Source organism: Kitasatospora sp. NPDC057738 (genome assembly GCF_042798815.1).
GTDB lineage: Bacteria > Actinomycetota > Actinomycetes > Streptomycetales > Streptomycetaceae > Kitasatospora > Kitasatospora lactacystinica.
Genome location: NZ_JBHVJT010000065.1, coordinates 44,403 through 57,405, shown reverse-complemented (window position 1 = coordinate 57,405; position 13,003 = coordinate 44,403). Strand labels below are relative to the sequence as shown.

Genomic DNA, 13,003 nt, shown 5'->3' with positions numbered 1-13,003 from the left:
GGGACGACGGTGTACCCGGTCAGGTCGAGGTCGCCGGGTTCGGTGTCGCCGCCGAGGCCGGCGATGCGCTCGCCCCCGACGGCGAGGCGGTCGCCCTCGACGACGCCGCCGGGCAGGACCAGGCGGGCGCCGGCCAGGGTGATGCGGTCACGGTCCGCGGTGGTCACGCGGTCACCTCCATGGTGAGCAGATCCCAGGCGAGCAGGCCCGCGCCCAGGGACGCGGCGGTGTCTTTGAGCATGGCGGGTACGACCTTCGGGGGCATCTGGAAGGTCAGTCGCTCGGTGACGGCCGCGCGCAGCGGAGTGAAGAGCGTGTCGCCGGCCTCGGCCAGCCCGCCGCCGACGATCACCGTGGACGGGTCGAGCAGGCTCTGGGCCAGCACGATGCCGTCCGCGAGGGCGTCGACGGCCTGCTGCCAGACCGCGAGGGCGCGGTCGTCCCCGGCGTCCACCGCGGCGGCGCAGGATGCCGCGTCGGCGTCGGGGTCGCCGCTGGCCTCGGCCCAGGCGCGGGAGACGGCGGAGGCGGAGGCCAGTGTCTCCAGGCAGCCGCGGGCGCCGCAGCCGCACGGCGGTCCGCCCGGGCGGACCACGACGTGGCCGATCTCGCCGCCGTAGCCGTGCGCGCCCGCCTCGATCCGGTCGCCGATGCCGATCGCGCCGGCGATGCCGGTGCCGAGGGCGATGAACAGGAAGCGGTCGACGCCGCGGCCGGCTCCGAGTCGGCCCTCGGCCAGGCCGCCGGAGCGCACGTCGTGGCCGAGGGCCACCGGCATCGGGCCGCCGTCCGGTCCGGCCAGGCGCTCGCCGAGGAGCTTGCGCAGCGGGAGGTCGCGCCAGCCGAGGTTGGCGGAGAAGACCGCGATGCCGTTCTTCTCGTCGATCGTGCCCGGGACGGCGACGCCGGCCGCGAGCGGGGCGACGCCGAAGCGGCTGCGGCCCTCGTCCGCCAGGTCGGCGGCGAAGTCGAGGATGGCGGCGACGACGGCGTCCGTGCCGTGCTCCCGCCCGGTCGGTCGGCGTGCTTCGAACAGCACGGAGCCGTCCTGGGCGAGCAGCGCGGCCTTCATGCCGGTGCCGCCTACATCGAGTGCGATGACGTGCTTCACGGAGGACAGTTTCCCTTGGGCGGGTAGAAGAGGTCTAGTCCAGTTGTCGGATTGGTCTGGTCCATACTGGGTGAGCTTTGTCGCAGCTGCGGGGGTGTGCGGGGCTTTGCGCCCGGGGGCGGGGCCGGGTGCCGAACGGGATGTGCGGGGTGGGGGCGGGGGTTTTGTTGCGCATTGTGCAATGACTCCGCGCACTTCGATAACTACCGGGGCGACCCCGGTCGGTGGTGTGGACCGGTGGTCGGCGGGTTTGGCAGTGTTGCGCCTCCCCCCGCCGGATTTCCCCCGATCCGGTCGACGTACATCCACGTTCATCCCCCCGAAGGCGGTACCCGCGTTGAACAGGCGCGTCCACGTTCCCACCCGTGTGCTCGGCGGTGCGCTGGCCGGAGCACTGGTTCTCACCGCGGTCAGTGCCTGCGGCGGGCAGGACGACGGACCGGTCACCCTCAGGCTGGTCGCCGCCGACTACGGGGAGAGTCCCGAGACGAGCTCCCAGCACTACTGGGACACCGTCGCCAGGGACTTCGAGGCCGCGAACCCCGGGATCAAGGTCAGCGTCGAGGTGGACAGCTGGACCGAGATCGGCAAGAAGGTCGAGGACATGATCGCGGCCGGCAAGTCGCCGGACCTGCTCCAGACCGGCGGCTTCGCGGACCAGGTCGCGGCGGACCGGCTCTACCCGGCCTCCGACGTGCTCTCGGTGGACACCCAGGCCAGGTTCCTGGACACCTTCGCCCACGCCGGGCAGGTGCTCGGGACGCAGTACGGCATCCCGTTCGTCTCCTCGTCGCGGGTGCTCTTCTACAACAAGGCGATGTTCCGGCAGGCCGGGATCACCCAGCCGCCCGCCACCTGGAACGAACTGCGGCAGGACGCGGAGAAGATCAAGGCCAAGGTGCCGGGGGTGACCCCGTACGGGCTGCCGCTGGGGCCGGAGGAGGCGCCGGCCGAATCGATGCTGTGGACGCTGAGCGGCGGCGGCAGCATCTCCGACGACGTCGGCAACTACACCATCGACAGCGCCCAGAACCAGGCGACCTTCGGCTGGCTGAAGAGCAACCTGGTGAGCACCGGGCTGACGTACCCGGACCCGGGCAGGATGAACCGCACCCCGGTGTTCCAGGACTTCGCCGCCGGGAAGGTCGCGATGCTGAACGGGCACCCGACGCTGCTGCGGATGGCGACCGCCGGGAAGATCGACTTCGGGACGGCGCCGATCCCCAAGAAGGACGGCGTCGGGCGGACCGGGAGCCTCGGGGTCGCCGACTGGATGATGGCGTTCAAGGCGAACGGGCACAAGAACGAGATCAAGAAGTTCCTGTCCTTCGTCTACGGCAAGGACAACCAGCTGAAGTTCGACGAGCAGTACAACCTCCTGCCGGTCACCCAGGACGCCTTCGCCCAGATGTCGTCGGACCCCAAGCACGAGGACCTCAAGCAGTTCGCGGTCGGGCTGGCCAACGCGAGCTTCTACCCGTTCGGCGACCCGGCCTGGGGCGAGGTCAGCAACGGGATCAAGGCGGGGATCGGGCAGGCCGTCACCGGCGATCCCAAGCAGGTGCTCGGGGGACTGCAGGACGCGGCGGTGAAGGAAGCGGCCAAGGTCCGCAAGTAGGACCGGGGACCGGGGCGGGGCCGGGACCCGCCCCGGCCCCGCTGGGGGTGCTGCTTCAGGGGAGCGTGATGGCGTAGGCCTTGCGGAGGGTCTCGTGGACCGTCCAGGTGGTGCGGTCGCCCTCGCGCAGGACCGCGCAGTCGCCGGGGCCGACCTCCAGGGTCGGGCCGCCCTCGATCTCGATGGTGGCCCGGCCGCTGAGCACCACGAACATCTCGTCCGCCTCCACGTCGGTGACCACACCGGGGGTGATCTGCCAGAGACCGCGCAGGTGGCGGCCGTCGGCCGACTCGGACAGCACCTTGCCGGTGACCTCGGGGGAACCGGAGACGACCTGGGACGGGTCCAGCGGGTCGGGGTCGAGGTCGGCGGTGGGGACGTGCAGGGCGAAGCTGGGCGTGGTCATGGGGGTGACGGTAGCCGGGCGCGGGGAGCGGTGGGGCGAGCAGGGTGTGTCGGGGTTGCGCGCGAGAATGACACTCCGTAGCGGTGGACGGAGGTGGTTCCGGTGGGCGAACCGGGTGGGCTGAGTGAGCGGGAGCGGGCGGTGCTGGCGCTGGAAGGGCGGCAGTGGCGTACGGCGGGGGCCAAGGAGCGGGCGATCCGGGAGGAGCTGGGGCTCTCCTCGACGCGGTACTACCAGGTGCTGAACGCTCTGCTGGACCGGGAGGCGGCGTTGGCGCACGCGCCGGTGCTGGTGAATCGGTTGCGGCGGATTCGGGAGGCCCGGCGGGGGGCCCGGTGACGGGACGGCTCCAGGGAGGACGGCCGGGCGCCGGGTGGGTGCGGAGGGGGCGGTCCGGGGTAGGGGCTTCGGTATGGGTTTTGAAGAGATGTTCGTGCCGGGGACCGAGGCCGGCCGGGACGGGGTGCGGGCCGTCCTGGCGGCGCCCGGGGACGCCGTGATCGGGTTGGACTTCGACGGGACCTTGGCGCCGATCGTGGCGGATCCGGGGCGGGCGCGGGCGCATCCGGGGGTGGTGGGAGCTCTCCGGCGGCTGGGCTCGGTGGTGGGGGCCGTGGTGGTGGTGACGGGCCGGCCGGCCGCGGTGGCGGTGGAGTACGGGGGGTTCGCGGGGCTGCCGGGGGTGGTGGTGCTGGGGCACTACGGGGCCGAGCGGTGGGAGGACGGGAAGCTCTCGGCGCCGGAGGCGCATCCGGGGGTGGCGCGGGTGCGGGACGTGCTGCCGGTGGTGCTGGAGCGGGTCGGGGCGCCCGAGGGGACGTGGGTGGAGGACAAGGGGCGGTCGGTGGCCGTGCACACCCGGCGGACGGCGGCGCCCGAGGAGGCGCTGCAGCTGCTGCGGGCGCCGGTGGGGGACCTGGCGGCCGAGCACGGGCTGGTGGTGGAGCCCGGGCGGCTGGTGCTGGAGCTGCGGCCGCCGGGGGTGGACAAGGGGGCGGCGCTGACCGGGTTCCTGCGGGAGCGGGGGGCCCGTGCGGTGCTCTACGCGGGGGACGACCTGGGGGACGTGGCGGCCTTCGCCGCGGTGGAGAAGCTGCGGGGCGAGGGCGTGGCCGGGGTGCTGGTGTGCGCCGGTGCGGTGGGGGACGCGCCGGTGCGGGAGCTGGCCGACCGGGCGGATCTGGTGGTCGCCGGGCCGGAGGGGGTGGTGGAGCTGCTGGGGGCTCTCGGGGAGGCGCTCACAGGGCGTTGAGCTGGTCCAGGAACCACTGCTGCGGGGGGAGCGCGGTGGCCGCCGCGGCCAGGCGCCCGGTGCGGTCGGCGCGCTCCTTCGGGTCCATGGTGAGAGCGGCGTGGAGGGCGTCGGCGGTGGCGATGACGTCGTAGGGGTTGACGGTGAGGGCGTCGTCCTTGAGTTCGGCGTGGGCGCCGGCCTCGCGGGAGAGGACGAGGGCGCAGCCGTTGTCGGAGACCACCGGGACCTCCTTGGCGACCAGGTTCATGCCGTCGCGGATGGGGTTGACCAGGGCGACGTCGGCCAGGCGGTAGGCGGCGAGCGAGCGCGGGAAGTCGTCGTCGACGTGGAGGAGCAGCGGCTGCCAGGCGGGGGTGGCGAATTCGGCGTTGATCTCGTCGGCGAGGCGCTGGACGGTGGCCGTGTAGTCGCGGTACTCGGCCAGGTCGGTGCGGGAGGGGTAGGCGAAGGCGATGTGCACCACCCGGTCGTGCCACTCGGGGCGGGTGCGGAGCAGGTGCCGGTAGGCCTGGAGGCCGCGGACGATGTTCTTGCTCAGCTCGGTGCGGTCGACCCGGACGATGGTGCGGCGGTCGCCGACGGTCCGGCGGAGGGCGGCGAGGCGTTCGTCGACGTCGGGGCGGTGGGCGCGTTCGCGCAGGAAGCCGGCGTCGGCGCCGAGGGCGTGGACGCCGAGGCCCGTGGTGCGGCCGTCGAGGGTGACGGTGAGCGCGTCGTGGTCGACGGTCGCGTCCAGGAGGTCCTCGCAGCAGGCGGCGAAGGCGCGGGCCCAGCGTTCGGTCAGGAAGCCGGCCCGGTCGGCGCCCAGGATGCCGGTGAGGACGGCCCGGGCGACGTCGTCGGGCAGCATCCGGTAGTACTCGGGCGGGGCCCAGGGGGTGTGCGAGAAGTGGCCGATCCGCAGGTCGGGGCGGGCCGCCCGGAGCAGGGCCGGGACCAGGGAGAGGTGGTAGTCCTGGACGAGGACCGCGGCGTTCGGGGCGGCCTCGGCGGCCAGGGCCTCGGCGAAGGCCTCGTTGTACGCCCGGTAGGCGGCCCACTCGGTGCGGAAGCCGGCGTCGAAGGCGGGTGCCGTGGGGGTCGCGTAGAGCAGGTGGTGGACGAACCACAGGGTGGAGTTGGCGACGCCGTTGTAGGCGCGGGCGAAGGTCTGCGGGTCGATGTCCAGCATCCGTACGGCCTGGCCGCCGACCTCGTGGCCGGCCAGGTCGAGGCGGCCCCGCGGCGCCTCGGCGGCGGCTCTGCGGTCGGCGTCGTTGAGGGCGGCGCAGACCCAGACGGCGTTCGGGTCCGCGATGGCGGAGAGGCCGGAGACCAGTCCGCCGCCGCCGCGGCGCAGGGTCAGCGTGCCGTCGTCGGCGGTGCTGAAGGACACCGGTCCCCGGTTGGAGGCAACCAGGACGGGGGCGGTGCCGGTCGCGCTCGAACGGTTGGTCGTGAGATCGCCCATGGTTGGGATGTTGCCGGGGGTTCGGGGCGGCAAACCCCTCAATGACGGGTCGCGTATTCGGGGACGGTGTGCATCGGGGGGCGTTCCAGGGCGGTCACCGGGTGGGTGTGGGCGGTGAAGGCGCGGGTTTCCGGGTCGCGGGTGAACTGGGTGAGCTGGGGGTGGACGAGGTCGGCGGAGGCCTTGAGGCGGTGGGTGCGGTCGAGGCGTTCCAGGGCGGTCCGGTAGATGGTGGCGGCCATCCGGCCGAGGGCCTGGCCGTCCTGGTGGCGGTGGTGCCGGACGCCGACGTCCACCTGGGCCAGGGCGTCCAGGCCGGCCAGTTCCAGGGCGTCGACCAGCAGGCCGAGTTCGACGCCGTAGCCGGTGGGGAAGGGCAGCCGTTCGAGCAGTGAGCGGCGGGCCGCGTACTCGCCGCCGAGGGGCTGGACGAAACCGGCGAGTTCCGGCCAGTGGAGGTTGAGCAGGGGCCGGGCGACGAGTTCGGTGACCCGGCCGCCGCCGGCGGGCAGGACGGCGCCCTCGGATTCCAGCGGGCGGTCGTACATGGCCTTGACCAGCTGGATGGACTCGTCGGTCAGCAGCGGGCCGAGGATGCCGGAGACGAGGGACGGGTCGAATTCGCGCAGGTCGGCGTCGACGAAGCAGACGATGTCGCCGCGGGTGACCAGCAGCGAGCGCCAGAGCACCTCGCCCTTGCCGGGGACGGCGGGCAGCCGGGGCAGGACGGCGTCGCGGTGCTCGACCCGGGCGCCGGCCTCGGCGGCGACGGCGGCGGTGGCGTCGGTGGAGCCCGAGTCGACGACGACGAGTTCGTCGACGAGCGGGAGGCGTTCCATCAGCTCGCGGCGGATGGTGCGGACGATGTCGCCGACGGTGGCCTCCTCGTCCAGGGCGGGGAGGACCACGCTGACGGTGCGGCCGGTGCGTTCCTTGGCGGCGAGGAGGGTGCGGACCGGCCGGTCGGCCGCGCTCCAGGAGCGGCGGCGCAGCCAGGACGCCGCCTGCGGGAGGAGCTCGGGAATCGGTTCGGCGGGCACGGAGGTCTCCTCGGCGGGGTCGGTGGGACGGGTCATCTCGCGTGGCGGACGGACCCGTTCAGGATTGACGCCTTCGGATACAGTCTTCGTACAGCGGTCGGACCTTTGCACGCCGGGGTCGCCGTTGAGCATCACCACAATTTCACAAGCTCATCCAGAGGGACTGAGGGAACGGCCCGTTGACGTCCCGGCAACCTTCCCGCGCGGCTGTCTGTCGACAGGCCCCGGCGGGACAGGTGCCAATTCCGGCCTGTGGCGCGACCGTGCCACGGGGAAGATGAGGAGAGAGGCCTCGCCATCATGGCTATCGACACCGCCGCACCCTCCCCCAGCCTTCGGCCGGGGGGACCCCTACCCGTCGACCTCGGCCCCGCCGCCGCGCTGTCCTGTCGCGAGTGCGGCACCCGCTTCCCGCTCGGCCCCAGCTTCGCCTGCCTGGAGTGCTTCGGCCCGCTGGAGATCGCCTACGAGTTCGGCAGCGAGGGCGCCGAGGAGCTGCGCAAGCGGATCGAGGCCGGTCCGGCGTCCATCTGGCGGTACGCGCCGCTGCTGCCGGTTCCGGCCGACGTGGCGTCGAAGCCCAATCTGAACCCGGGGTGGACCCCGCTGGTGAAGGCGGACAACCTGGGCCGGGAGCTCGGTTTCACCGCCCAGCTGCACGTCAAGGACGACTCCGGGAACCCGACGCACTCGTTCAAGGACCGGGTGGTCGCCTGCGCGATCGAGGCGGCCCGGGCGTTCGGGTACACCACGCTGTCCTGCTCCTCCACCGGCAACCTGGCCGGCGCGGTGGGGGCGGCGGCGGCCCGGGCCGGGTTCAGGTCCTGCGTGTTCATCCCGCACGACCTGGAGCAGGGCAAGGTCGTCATGGCCGGGGTGTACGGCGGCGAGCTGGTCGGCATCGAGGGCAACTACGACGACGTGAACCGCTTCTGCTCGGAGCTGATCGGCGATTCGGCCGGCGAGGGCTGGGGCTTCGTCAACGTGAACCTGCGGCCGTACTACGGCGAGGGTTCCAAGACGCTGGCGTACGAGATCTGCGAGCAGCTCGGTTGGCGGCTGCCGGAGCAGATCGTGATCCCGATCGCCTCGGGCTCGCAGCTGACGAAGATCGACAAGGGCCTCCAGGAGCTGATCAGGCTCGGCCTGGTCGAGGACCGGCCGTACCGGATCTTCGGTGCCCAGGCCGAGGGCTGCTCGCCGGTGTCGGCCGCGTTCAAGGCCGGCCGGGACGTGATCAAGCCGGTCAAGCCGGACACCATCGCCAAGTCGCTGGCGATCGGCAACCCGGCCGACGGCCCGTACGTGCTGGACATCGCCCGCCGCACCGGTGGCGCGGTGGAGGACGTCACGGACGCCGAGGTCGTGGCGGCGATCCGGCTGCTGGCGCGGACCGAGGGCATCTTCGCCGAGACCGCGGGCGGGGTGACCGTCGGCGTGCTGAAGAAGCTGGTCGAGACCGGGCAGCTGGATCCGGCCAAGGAGACCGTCGCGATCAACACCGGCGACGGCCTGAAGACCCTGGACGCCGTCTCCGACGCCGGGATGACCGCCGTCATCCGCCCGACGCTGGACTCGTTCCGCGCCGCCGGCCTCGCGTCCGCCTGAACCACCCGATCGGCCCCGCCCCCGCAAGGAGAGTCATGAGCGCCAACGTCCGCATTCCCACCATCCTCCGCACCTACACCGACGGTGCCGCCGTGGTGACCGCCGAGGGTGCCACCCTGGCCGAGGTCGTCGCCGACCTGGAGAAGAACCACCCGGGCATCTCGGCCCGCATCCTGGACGACACCGGCAAGCTGCGCCGCTTCGTGAACGTCTACGTGAACGACGACGACGTGCGTTTCGCCGAGGGCCTGGCGACCGAGATCGAGGACGGCGCCGGCATCTCGATCATCCCGGCGGTGGCCGGCGGCTGCTGAGCCTTCGCGACCAACCCGCGGTCGCCCGCGCGTACGGAATTCCGTTTCCCGTATGCGCGGGCGACCGCTGGCATTCCGGCCGGAATATTTCCCGGTCGAGTCGGAGTAGAGTGTGGCTCGGTTGGGAACAGGGTTTCCCTTTCGGCCCCCGCAGTGCTCGGCCCGGGGGCGTCCGGCCGGCGGGACCGGCCCGTGAAACATGTCAGGCGGATGTCAGAATTCCCGCGGACATTTGAGTAATTCGTCCGCTATGTCCGGCGTGAAATGCCGAGATTATTCCGATTCGGCCCGTCCTGTCCCTTGACATCGAGGCGGAATTACCGGTGGCTGGCCCTGTTGCAGAGGGCGTCGATCCGGATACATTCAGCGGCGGTCGACGCAATCACCCGCTCGCCGGAAGCCGCCTGGCGTCCTGCACGGAGGGTTGCGGCGTGCACGGCTGCGCCCAGGGGGGGTTCCCCGGGCCGGCCTTCAACCAACCCGGGCCCGCGACCTGCGGGCGCGTGAAGGGCCAGCACAGCACTAGGGGAGTTCGGAATGGCTCAGGGCACCGTCAAGTGGTTCAACGCGGAGAAGGGCTACGGCTTCATCGCGGTCGACGGTGGTGCGGACGTCTTCGTCCACTACAGCGCGATCCAGATGGACGGCTACCGCACCCTCGAGGAGGGCCAGCGGGTCGAGTTCGAGATCTCTCAGGGACAGAAGGGCCCGCAGGCGGACATGGTCCGCGCCGCGGTCTGACCCCTTCCGACCCCAGGAGCTCGGCGCGGCCCTGCGGCTGGTGACCTCTCGCTTCTCGACGGGCCCGTGCGACTCGTGTCGCACGGGCCCGTCGGCGTTCCCGGGCGGCCCCGGCGGCGGCTCGCGGATTGCCGATTGGGCTTGCACTCGCCCACCCGGAGTGCTAATCATTGGCGTTAGCACTCACAGTGTGAGAGTGACAGCGGACCGGGTCGGTGAGGCCCCCGGGAGCGGAGGGAATGGACCTCCGCGCACCAGGGCCGTCCGTCGCGGGCACCCCTTGGTCCGAGCAGTCGACCGTGTCCCGGAGGACCACTTCTGATGGCCAAGATCATCGCCTTTGATGAGGAAGCTCGCCGCGGCCTTGAGCGTGGCATGAACCAGCTCGCCGACGCGGTGAAGGTCACGCTCGGCCCCAAGGGCCGCAACGTCGTGCTGGAGAAGAAGTGGGGCGCCCCCACGATCACCAACGACGGTGTCTCCATCGCCAAGGAGATCGAGCTCGAGGACCCGTACGAGAAGATCGGTGCGGAGCTCGTCAAGGAGGTCGCCAAGAAGACGGACGACGTCGCGGGTGACGGCACCACCACCGCCACCGTGCTCGCCCAGGCCCTGGTTCGCGAGGGTCTGCGCAACGTCGCCGCCGGCGCCAACCCGATGGCCCTGAAGCGCGGCATCGAGAAGGCCGTCGCCGCCGTCTCGGACCAGCTGCTGGCCCAGGCCAAGGACGTGGAGACCAAGGAGCAGATCGCCTCCACCGCCTCCATCTCGGCCGCCGACACCCAGATCGGCGAGCTCATCGCCGAGGCCATGGACAAGGTCGGCAAGGAAGGCGTCATCACCGTCGAGGAGAGCAACACCTTCGGTCTGGAGCTCGAGCTCACCGAGGGCATGCGCTTCGACAAGGGCTACATCTCCGCCTACTTCGCCACCGACCTGGAGCGCATGGAGGCGACGTTCGAGGACCCGTACATCCTCATCGCCAACTCCAAGATCGGCTCGGTCAAGGACCTGCTCCCGCTGCTGGAGAAGGTCATGCAGAGCGGCAAGCCGCTGGTCATCATCGCCGAGGACGTCGAGGGCGAGGCCCTGTCGACCCTGGTCGTGAACAAGATCCGTGGCACCTTCAAGTCCGTCGCCGTCAAGGCCCCGGGCTTCGGTGACCGCCGCAAGGCCATGCTCGGCGACATCGCCATCCTCACCGGTGGCACCGTCATCTCCGAGGAGGTCGGCCTCAAGCTGGAGAACGCCGGCATCGACCTGCTGGGCACCGCCCGCAAGGTGGTCATCACCAAGGACGAGACCACCATCGTCGACGGTGGCGGCGACAGCGAGCAGGTCGCGGGCCGCGTCAACCAGATCCGCGCCGAGATCGAGAACAGCGACTCGGACTACGACCGCGAGAAGCTCCAGGAGCGCCTCGCCAAGCTGGCCGGCGGCGTGGCCGTCATCAAGGCCGGCGCGGCCACCGAGGTGGAGCTCAAGGAGCGCAAGCACCGCATCGAGGACGCCGTCCGCAACGCCAAGGCCGCCGTCGAGGAGGGCATCGTCGCCGGTGGTGGCGTCGCCCTGCTGCAGGCCGGTGTCGCCTTCGACAAGCTGGAGCTGGACGGCGACGAGGCCACCGGTGCCAACATCGTCAAGGTCGCGCTGGAGGCCCCGATCAAGCAGATCGCGACCAACGCCGGCCTGGAGGGTGGCGTCGTGGTGGAGAAGGTGCGCAACCTCCCCGCCGGTCACGGCCTGAACGCGGCCACCAACACCTACGTCGACCTGATCGCCGAGGGCATCATCGACCCGGCCAAGGTCACCCGCTCCGCGCTGCAGAACGCCGCCTCCATCGCGGCGCTGTTCCTCACCACCGAGGCCGTCATCGCCGACAAGCCGGAGAAGGCCGCCGCGGCCGCCGGCGGCGGCATGCCGGGCGGTGACATGGACTTCTGATCCTGATCGCTTCGATCGGATCGGTTGGACCTCGTCCGTGTGGGCGGTTCCCTTCGGGGGGCCGCCCACACGGCGTTTCGGCGGTCCGGGTGTTCCGGGTGTTCCGGGTGTTCCGGGCGTTTCGGCGTTCCGGACGTGTCGACGGAGAATGGACGGATGGCTGCTGACGACATCGAGACCGCCCTGCACAACGCGCGGGCACTGATCCTGGCCGACCTCACCGCGCGGGACGTGGCGGACGCCGCCGTCGTCTCGCTGGTGGAACAGGCCGTGACGCACCGCCGCTGGTGGCTGGAGCAGTGGCCGGACGGCACCGAGTACGTGCTCGGGCTGGTCGCCCAGGACGTCCAGGACGCGCTGCTGGAGGCGTACGGGCGCTGGCCGCTGTGCGCCGACTGCGCGGCCGACGGGGACCCGCACGCCCTCGGCGTGGAGCCCGAGCTGGGGCCGGACCCGCACTGGGTGTGCGGCAAGCAGGGCGCGGTGGTGGCACCCGTGGGGAAGCTCGCGTAGACCCGTGCGTACGGTGGCGGCATGAGGCGCTGGGTGTGGGGTGCGGTGGGCGGGTGCTGCGGGCTCGGGCTCTGGTGGGCCGCGGTGGAGCTGTCGGGGGCCGGCCAGGACGCGTGGTGGGCCGTGGTGGGTCGCCTGCCCGCGGTGCTGGCGGGGATGGCCGCCGCGGACCGGGTGCTCGCGCGGCGGGGCTGACGGGCGTCAGAGGGCGCCGAGTTCGGCCGTCAGATTGGTCCGCGCGGCGGCCGTGTAGCGCTCGCGGGCGGCGGGGGTGCGGTAGAGCGCGGGCAGGGCGAGCAGATGGCGCAGGACGGCGGCCCGGCCGGCCGAGAAGTCCGGCGCGGGGACGAAGCCGTACTCCTCGCGGACGGCGGCCGCGTACGCCGCGTACGCCTCGGGGCTGCCGCCGAGGACGGCGAGGTCCGCGTCGCAGAGCACCTCGCCGTTGCGGTCGCCGGGCGCCGGGTCGTGGCCGACGGTGAGCAGCACCAGGCGCTCGACCTCGGCGACCCGCTCGGCGGGCAGTCCGGCGGCGGTCAGCGCGCGGACGGCCAGGGCGGCGCTGCGCTCCTCGTTCTCGGTGCGGTCGGGGCGGTGGACGGCGTCGTGGAACCAGGCCGCGAGCCGGACGGCCTCCGGGTCGTCGGCGTGCCCGGCCAGCTCGTCGACGTGTTCCAGCACGGCGTGCAGGTGGGTGACGGTGTGGTAGCGGCGCTGCGGCTCCGACCAGCGGCGCAGCAGCTCCCGGCCGTACGGTTCGGACTCGACGGCGGCCCCGCAGCGGGTCAGCAGCGCGGTCCAGGCGGCGAGCAGGCCTTCGGTGAGCGGGCCTTCGGTGAGCGGGCCTTCGCCGAGCGGGCCTTCGCCGAGCGGGCCTTCGCCGAGCGGCCGGTGCCCGGGGGTGGACGGTCGGTGCCCGGCGGACTGCCGGTGCGCGGCGGCGGACGGGTCGTGCTCGGTGGTCGGCATGGCGACCATTGTGGCGGCCCGGCCGGGCGCTGGA

The 13,003-nt window shown here is 72.3% G+C and carries 14 protein-coding genes and 1 riboswitch; of the genes, 9 read left to right on the top strand and 5 right to left on the bottom strand.

Annotated elements, in window-relative coordinates; genetic code table 11:
* Positions 1–163 precede the first annotated feature (163 nt).
* Entirely contained in the window at positions 164–1,111 is a 948-nt protein-coding gene (locus tag ACFVGO_RS29580; RefSeq protein ID WP_359905868.1) for an ROK family protein, read from the bottom strand.
* Positions 1,112–1,448: 337 nt separating this feature from the next.
* Between ACFVGO_RS29580 and ACFVGO_RS29575 the strand changes: the two genes are divergently transcribed.
* Positions 1,449–2,729: an extracellular solute-binding protein gene (locus ACFVGO_RS29575; protein ID WP_359905865.1), complete on the top strand. Its 1,281-nt coding sequence runs from the start codon at positions 1,449–1,451 to the stop codon at positions 2,727–2,729.
* A 55-nt stretch (positions 2,730–2,784) separates the two neighbouring features.
* Here the strand turns inward: ACFVGO_RS29575 and ACFVGO_RS29570 are convergent, their stop codons facing one another.
* Positions 2,785–3,135: a cupin domain-containing protein gene (locus ACFVGO_RS29570; RefSeq protein WP_359905862.1), complete on the bottom strand. Its 351-nt coding sequence runs from the start codon at positions 3,133–3,135 to the stop codon at positions 2,785–2,787.
* A 93-nt stretch (positions 3,136–3,228) separates the two neighbouring features.
* Between ACFVGO_RS29570 and ACFVGO_RS29565 the strand changes: the two genes are divergently transcribed.
* Both ACFVGO_RS29565 and otsB read left to right on the top strand, forming a co-directional pair.
* Positions 3,229–3,474 carry a DUF3263 domain-containing protein gene (locus tag ACFVGO_RS29565; RefSeq protein ID WP_380349064.1) on the top strand — a complete coding sequence of 82 codons (246 nt, stop codon included), beginning with the start codon at positions 3,229–3,231 and terminating at the stop codon, positions 3,472–3,474.
* A gap of 73 nt (positions 3,475–3,547) precedes the next feature.
* Entirely contained in the window at positions 3,548–4,387 is an 840-nt protein-coding gene (otsB, locus tag ACFVGO_RS29560; RefSeq protein ID WP_359905857.1) for a trehalose-phosphatase, read from the top strand.
* Here the strand turns inward: otsB and ACFVGO_RS29555 are convergent.
* Entirely contained in the window at positions 4,374–5,840 is a 1,467-nt protein-coding gene (locus ACFVGO_RS29555) for a trehalose-6-phosphate synthase (RefSeq protein WP_359905854.1), read from the bottom strand. The two genes, otsB and ACFVGO_RS29555, sit on opposite strands and share 14 nt — an antisense overlap.
* A 38-nt stretch (positions 5,841–5,878) precedes the next feature.
* Positions 5,879–6,916 carry a glucosyl-3-phosphoglycerate synthase gene (locus ACFVGO_RS29550; RefSeq protein ID WP_359905851.1) on the bottom strand — a complete coding sequence of 346 codons (1,038 nt, stop codon included), beginning with the start codon at positions 6,914–6,916 and terminating at the stop codon, positions 5,879–5,881.
* Between the two features lie 111 nt (positions 6,917–7,027).
* A riboswitch (SAM riboswitch) is annotated at positions 7,028–7,164 on the top strand.
* Positions 7,165–7,180: 16 nt separating this feature from the next.
* Here ACFVGO_RS29550 and thrC point away from each other — a divergent pair.
* From thrC to ACFVGO_RS29520, 6 genes are all read left to right on the top strand, one after another.
* Positions 7,181–8,488, top strand: coding sequence for a threonine synthase (gene thrC, locus ACFVGO_RS29545; protein WP_380635059.1), 1,308 nt, complete (start codon positions 7,181–7,183; stop codon positions 8,486–8,488).
* A 35-nt stretch (positions 8,489–8,523) separates the two neighbouring features.
* Entirely contained in the window at positions 8,524–8,802 is a 279-nt protein-coding gene (locus ACFVGO_RS29540) for a ubiquitin-like small modifier protein 1 (protein ID WP_359905845.1), read from the top strand.
* Between the two features lie 537 nt (positions 8,803–9,339).
* Entirely contained in the window at positions 9,340–9,543 is a 204-nt protein-coding gene (locus ACFVGO_RS29535; protein ID WP_030289665.1) for a cold-shock protein, read from the top strand.
* Between the two features lie 321 nt (positions 9,544–9,864).
* A complete protein-coding gene (gene groL / locus ACFVGO_RS29530) occupies positions 9,865–11,487 on the top strand; it encodes a chaperonin GroEL (RefSeq protein WP_359905842.1) in 1,623 nt (540 codons plus the stop codon).
* A 156-nt stretch (positions 11,488–11,643) separates the two neighbouring features.
* On the top strand, positions 11,644–12,000 hold the full coding sequence (locus ACFVGO_RS29525; protein WP_359905840.1) for a hypothetical protein: 357 nt from the start codon (positions 11,644–11,646) through the stop codon (positions 11,998–12,000).
* A gap of 21 nt (positions 12,001–12,021) precedes the next feature.
* A complete protein-coding gene (locus tag ACFVGO_RS29520; RefSeq protein ID WP_380538286.1) occupies positions 12,022–12,195 on the top strand; it encodes a hypothetical protein in 174 nt (57 codons plus the stop codon).
* 6 nt (positions 12,196–12,201) lie between these two features.
* Here the strand turns inward: ACFVGO_RS29520 and ACFVGO_RS29515 are convergent, their stop codons facing one another.
* Positions 12,202–12,969, bottom strand: a complete 768-nt coding sequence (locus ACFVGO_RS29515) for a hypothetical protein (protein WP_380635055.1) — start codon at positions 12,967–12,969, stop codon at positions 12,202–12,204.
* Between the last annotated feature and the right edge of the window lie 34 nt (positions 12,970–13,003).

Coding starts and splice junctions, on each gene's coding strand:
- ACFVGO_RS29515 (WP_380635055.1), bottom strand. CDS start 12,969: ATGCCGACCACCGAGCACGACCCGTCCGCCGCCGCGCACCGGCAGTCC.
- groL (WP_359905842.1), top strand. CDS start 9,865: ATGGCCAAGATCATCGCCTTTGATGAGGAAGCTCGCCGCGGCCTTGAG.
- ACFVGO_RS29570 (WP_359905862.1), bottom strand. CDS start 3,135: ATGACCACGCCCAGCTTCGCCCTGCACGTCCCCACCGCCGACCTCGAC.
- ACFVGO_RS29550 (WP_359905851.1), bottom strand. CDS start 6,916: ATGACCCGTCCCACCGACCCCGCCGAGGAGACCTCCGTGCCCGCCGAA.
- ACFVGO_RS29540 (WP_359905845.1), top strand. CDS start 8,524: ATGAGCGCCAACGTCCGCATTCCCACCATCCTCCGCACCTACACCGAC.
- ACFVGO_RS29555 (WP_359905854.1), bottom strand. CDS start 5,840: ATGGGCGATCTCACGACCAACCGTTCGAGCGCGACCGGCACCGCCCCC.
- ACFVGO_RS29535 (WP_030289665.1), top strand. CDS start 9,340: ATGGCTCAGGGCACCGTCAAGTGGTTCAACGCGGAGAAGGGCTACGGC.
- ACFVGO_RS29525 (WP_359905840.1), top strand. CDS start 11,644: ATGGCTGCTGACGACATCGAGACCGCCCTGCACAACGCGCGGGCACTG.
- thrC (WP_380635059.1), top strand. CDS start 7,181: ATGGCTATCGACACCGCCGCACCCTCCCCCAGCCTTCGGCCGGGGGGA.
- ACFVGO_RS29520 (WP_380538286.1), top strand. CDS start 12,022: ATGAGGCGCTGGGTGTGGGGTGCGGTGGGCGGGTGCTGCGGGCTCGGG.
- otsB (WP_359905857.1), top strand. CDS start 3,548: ATGGGTTTTGAAGAGATGTTCGTGCCGGGGACCGAGGCCGGCCGGGAC.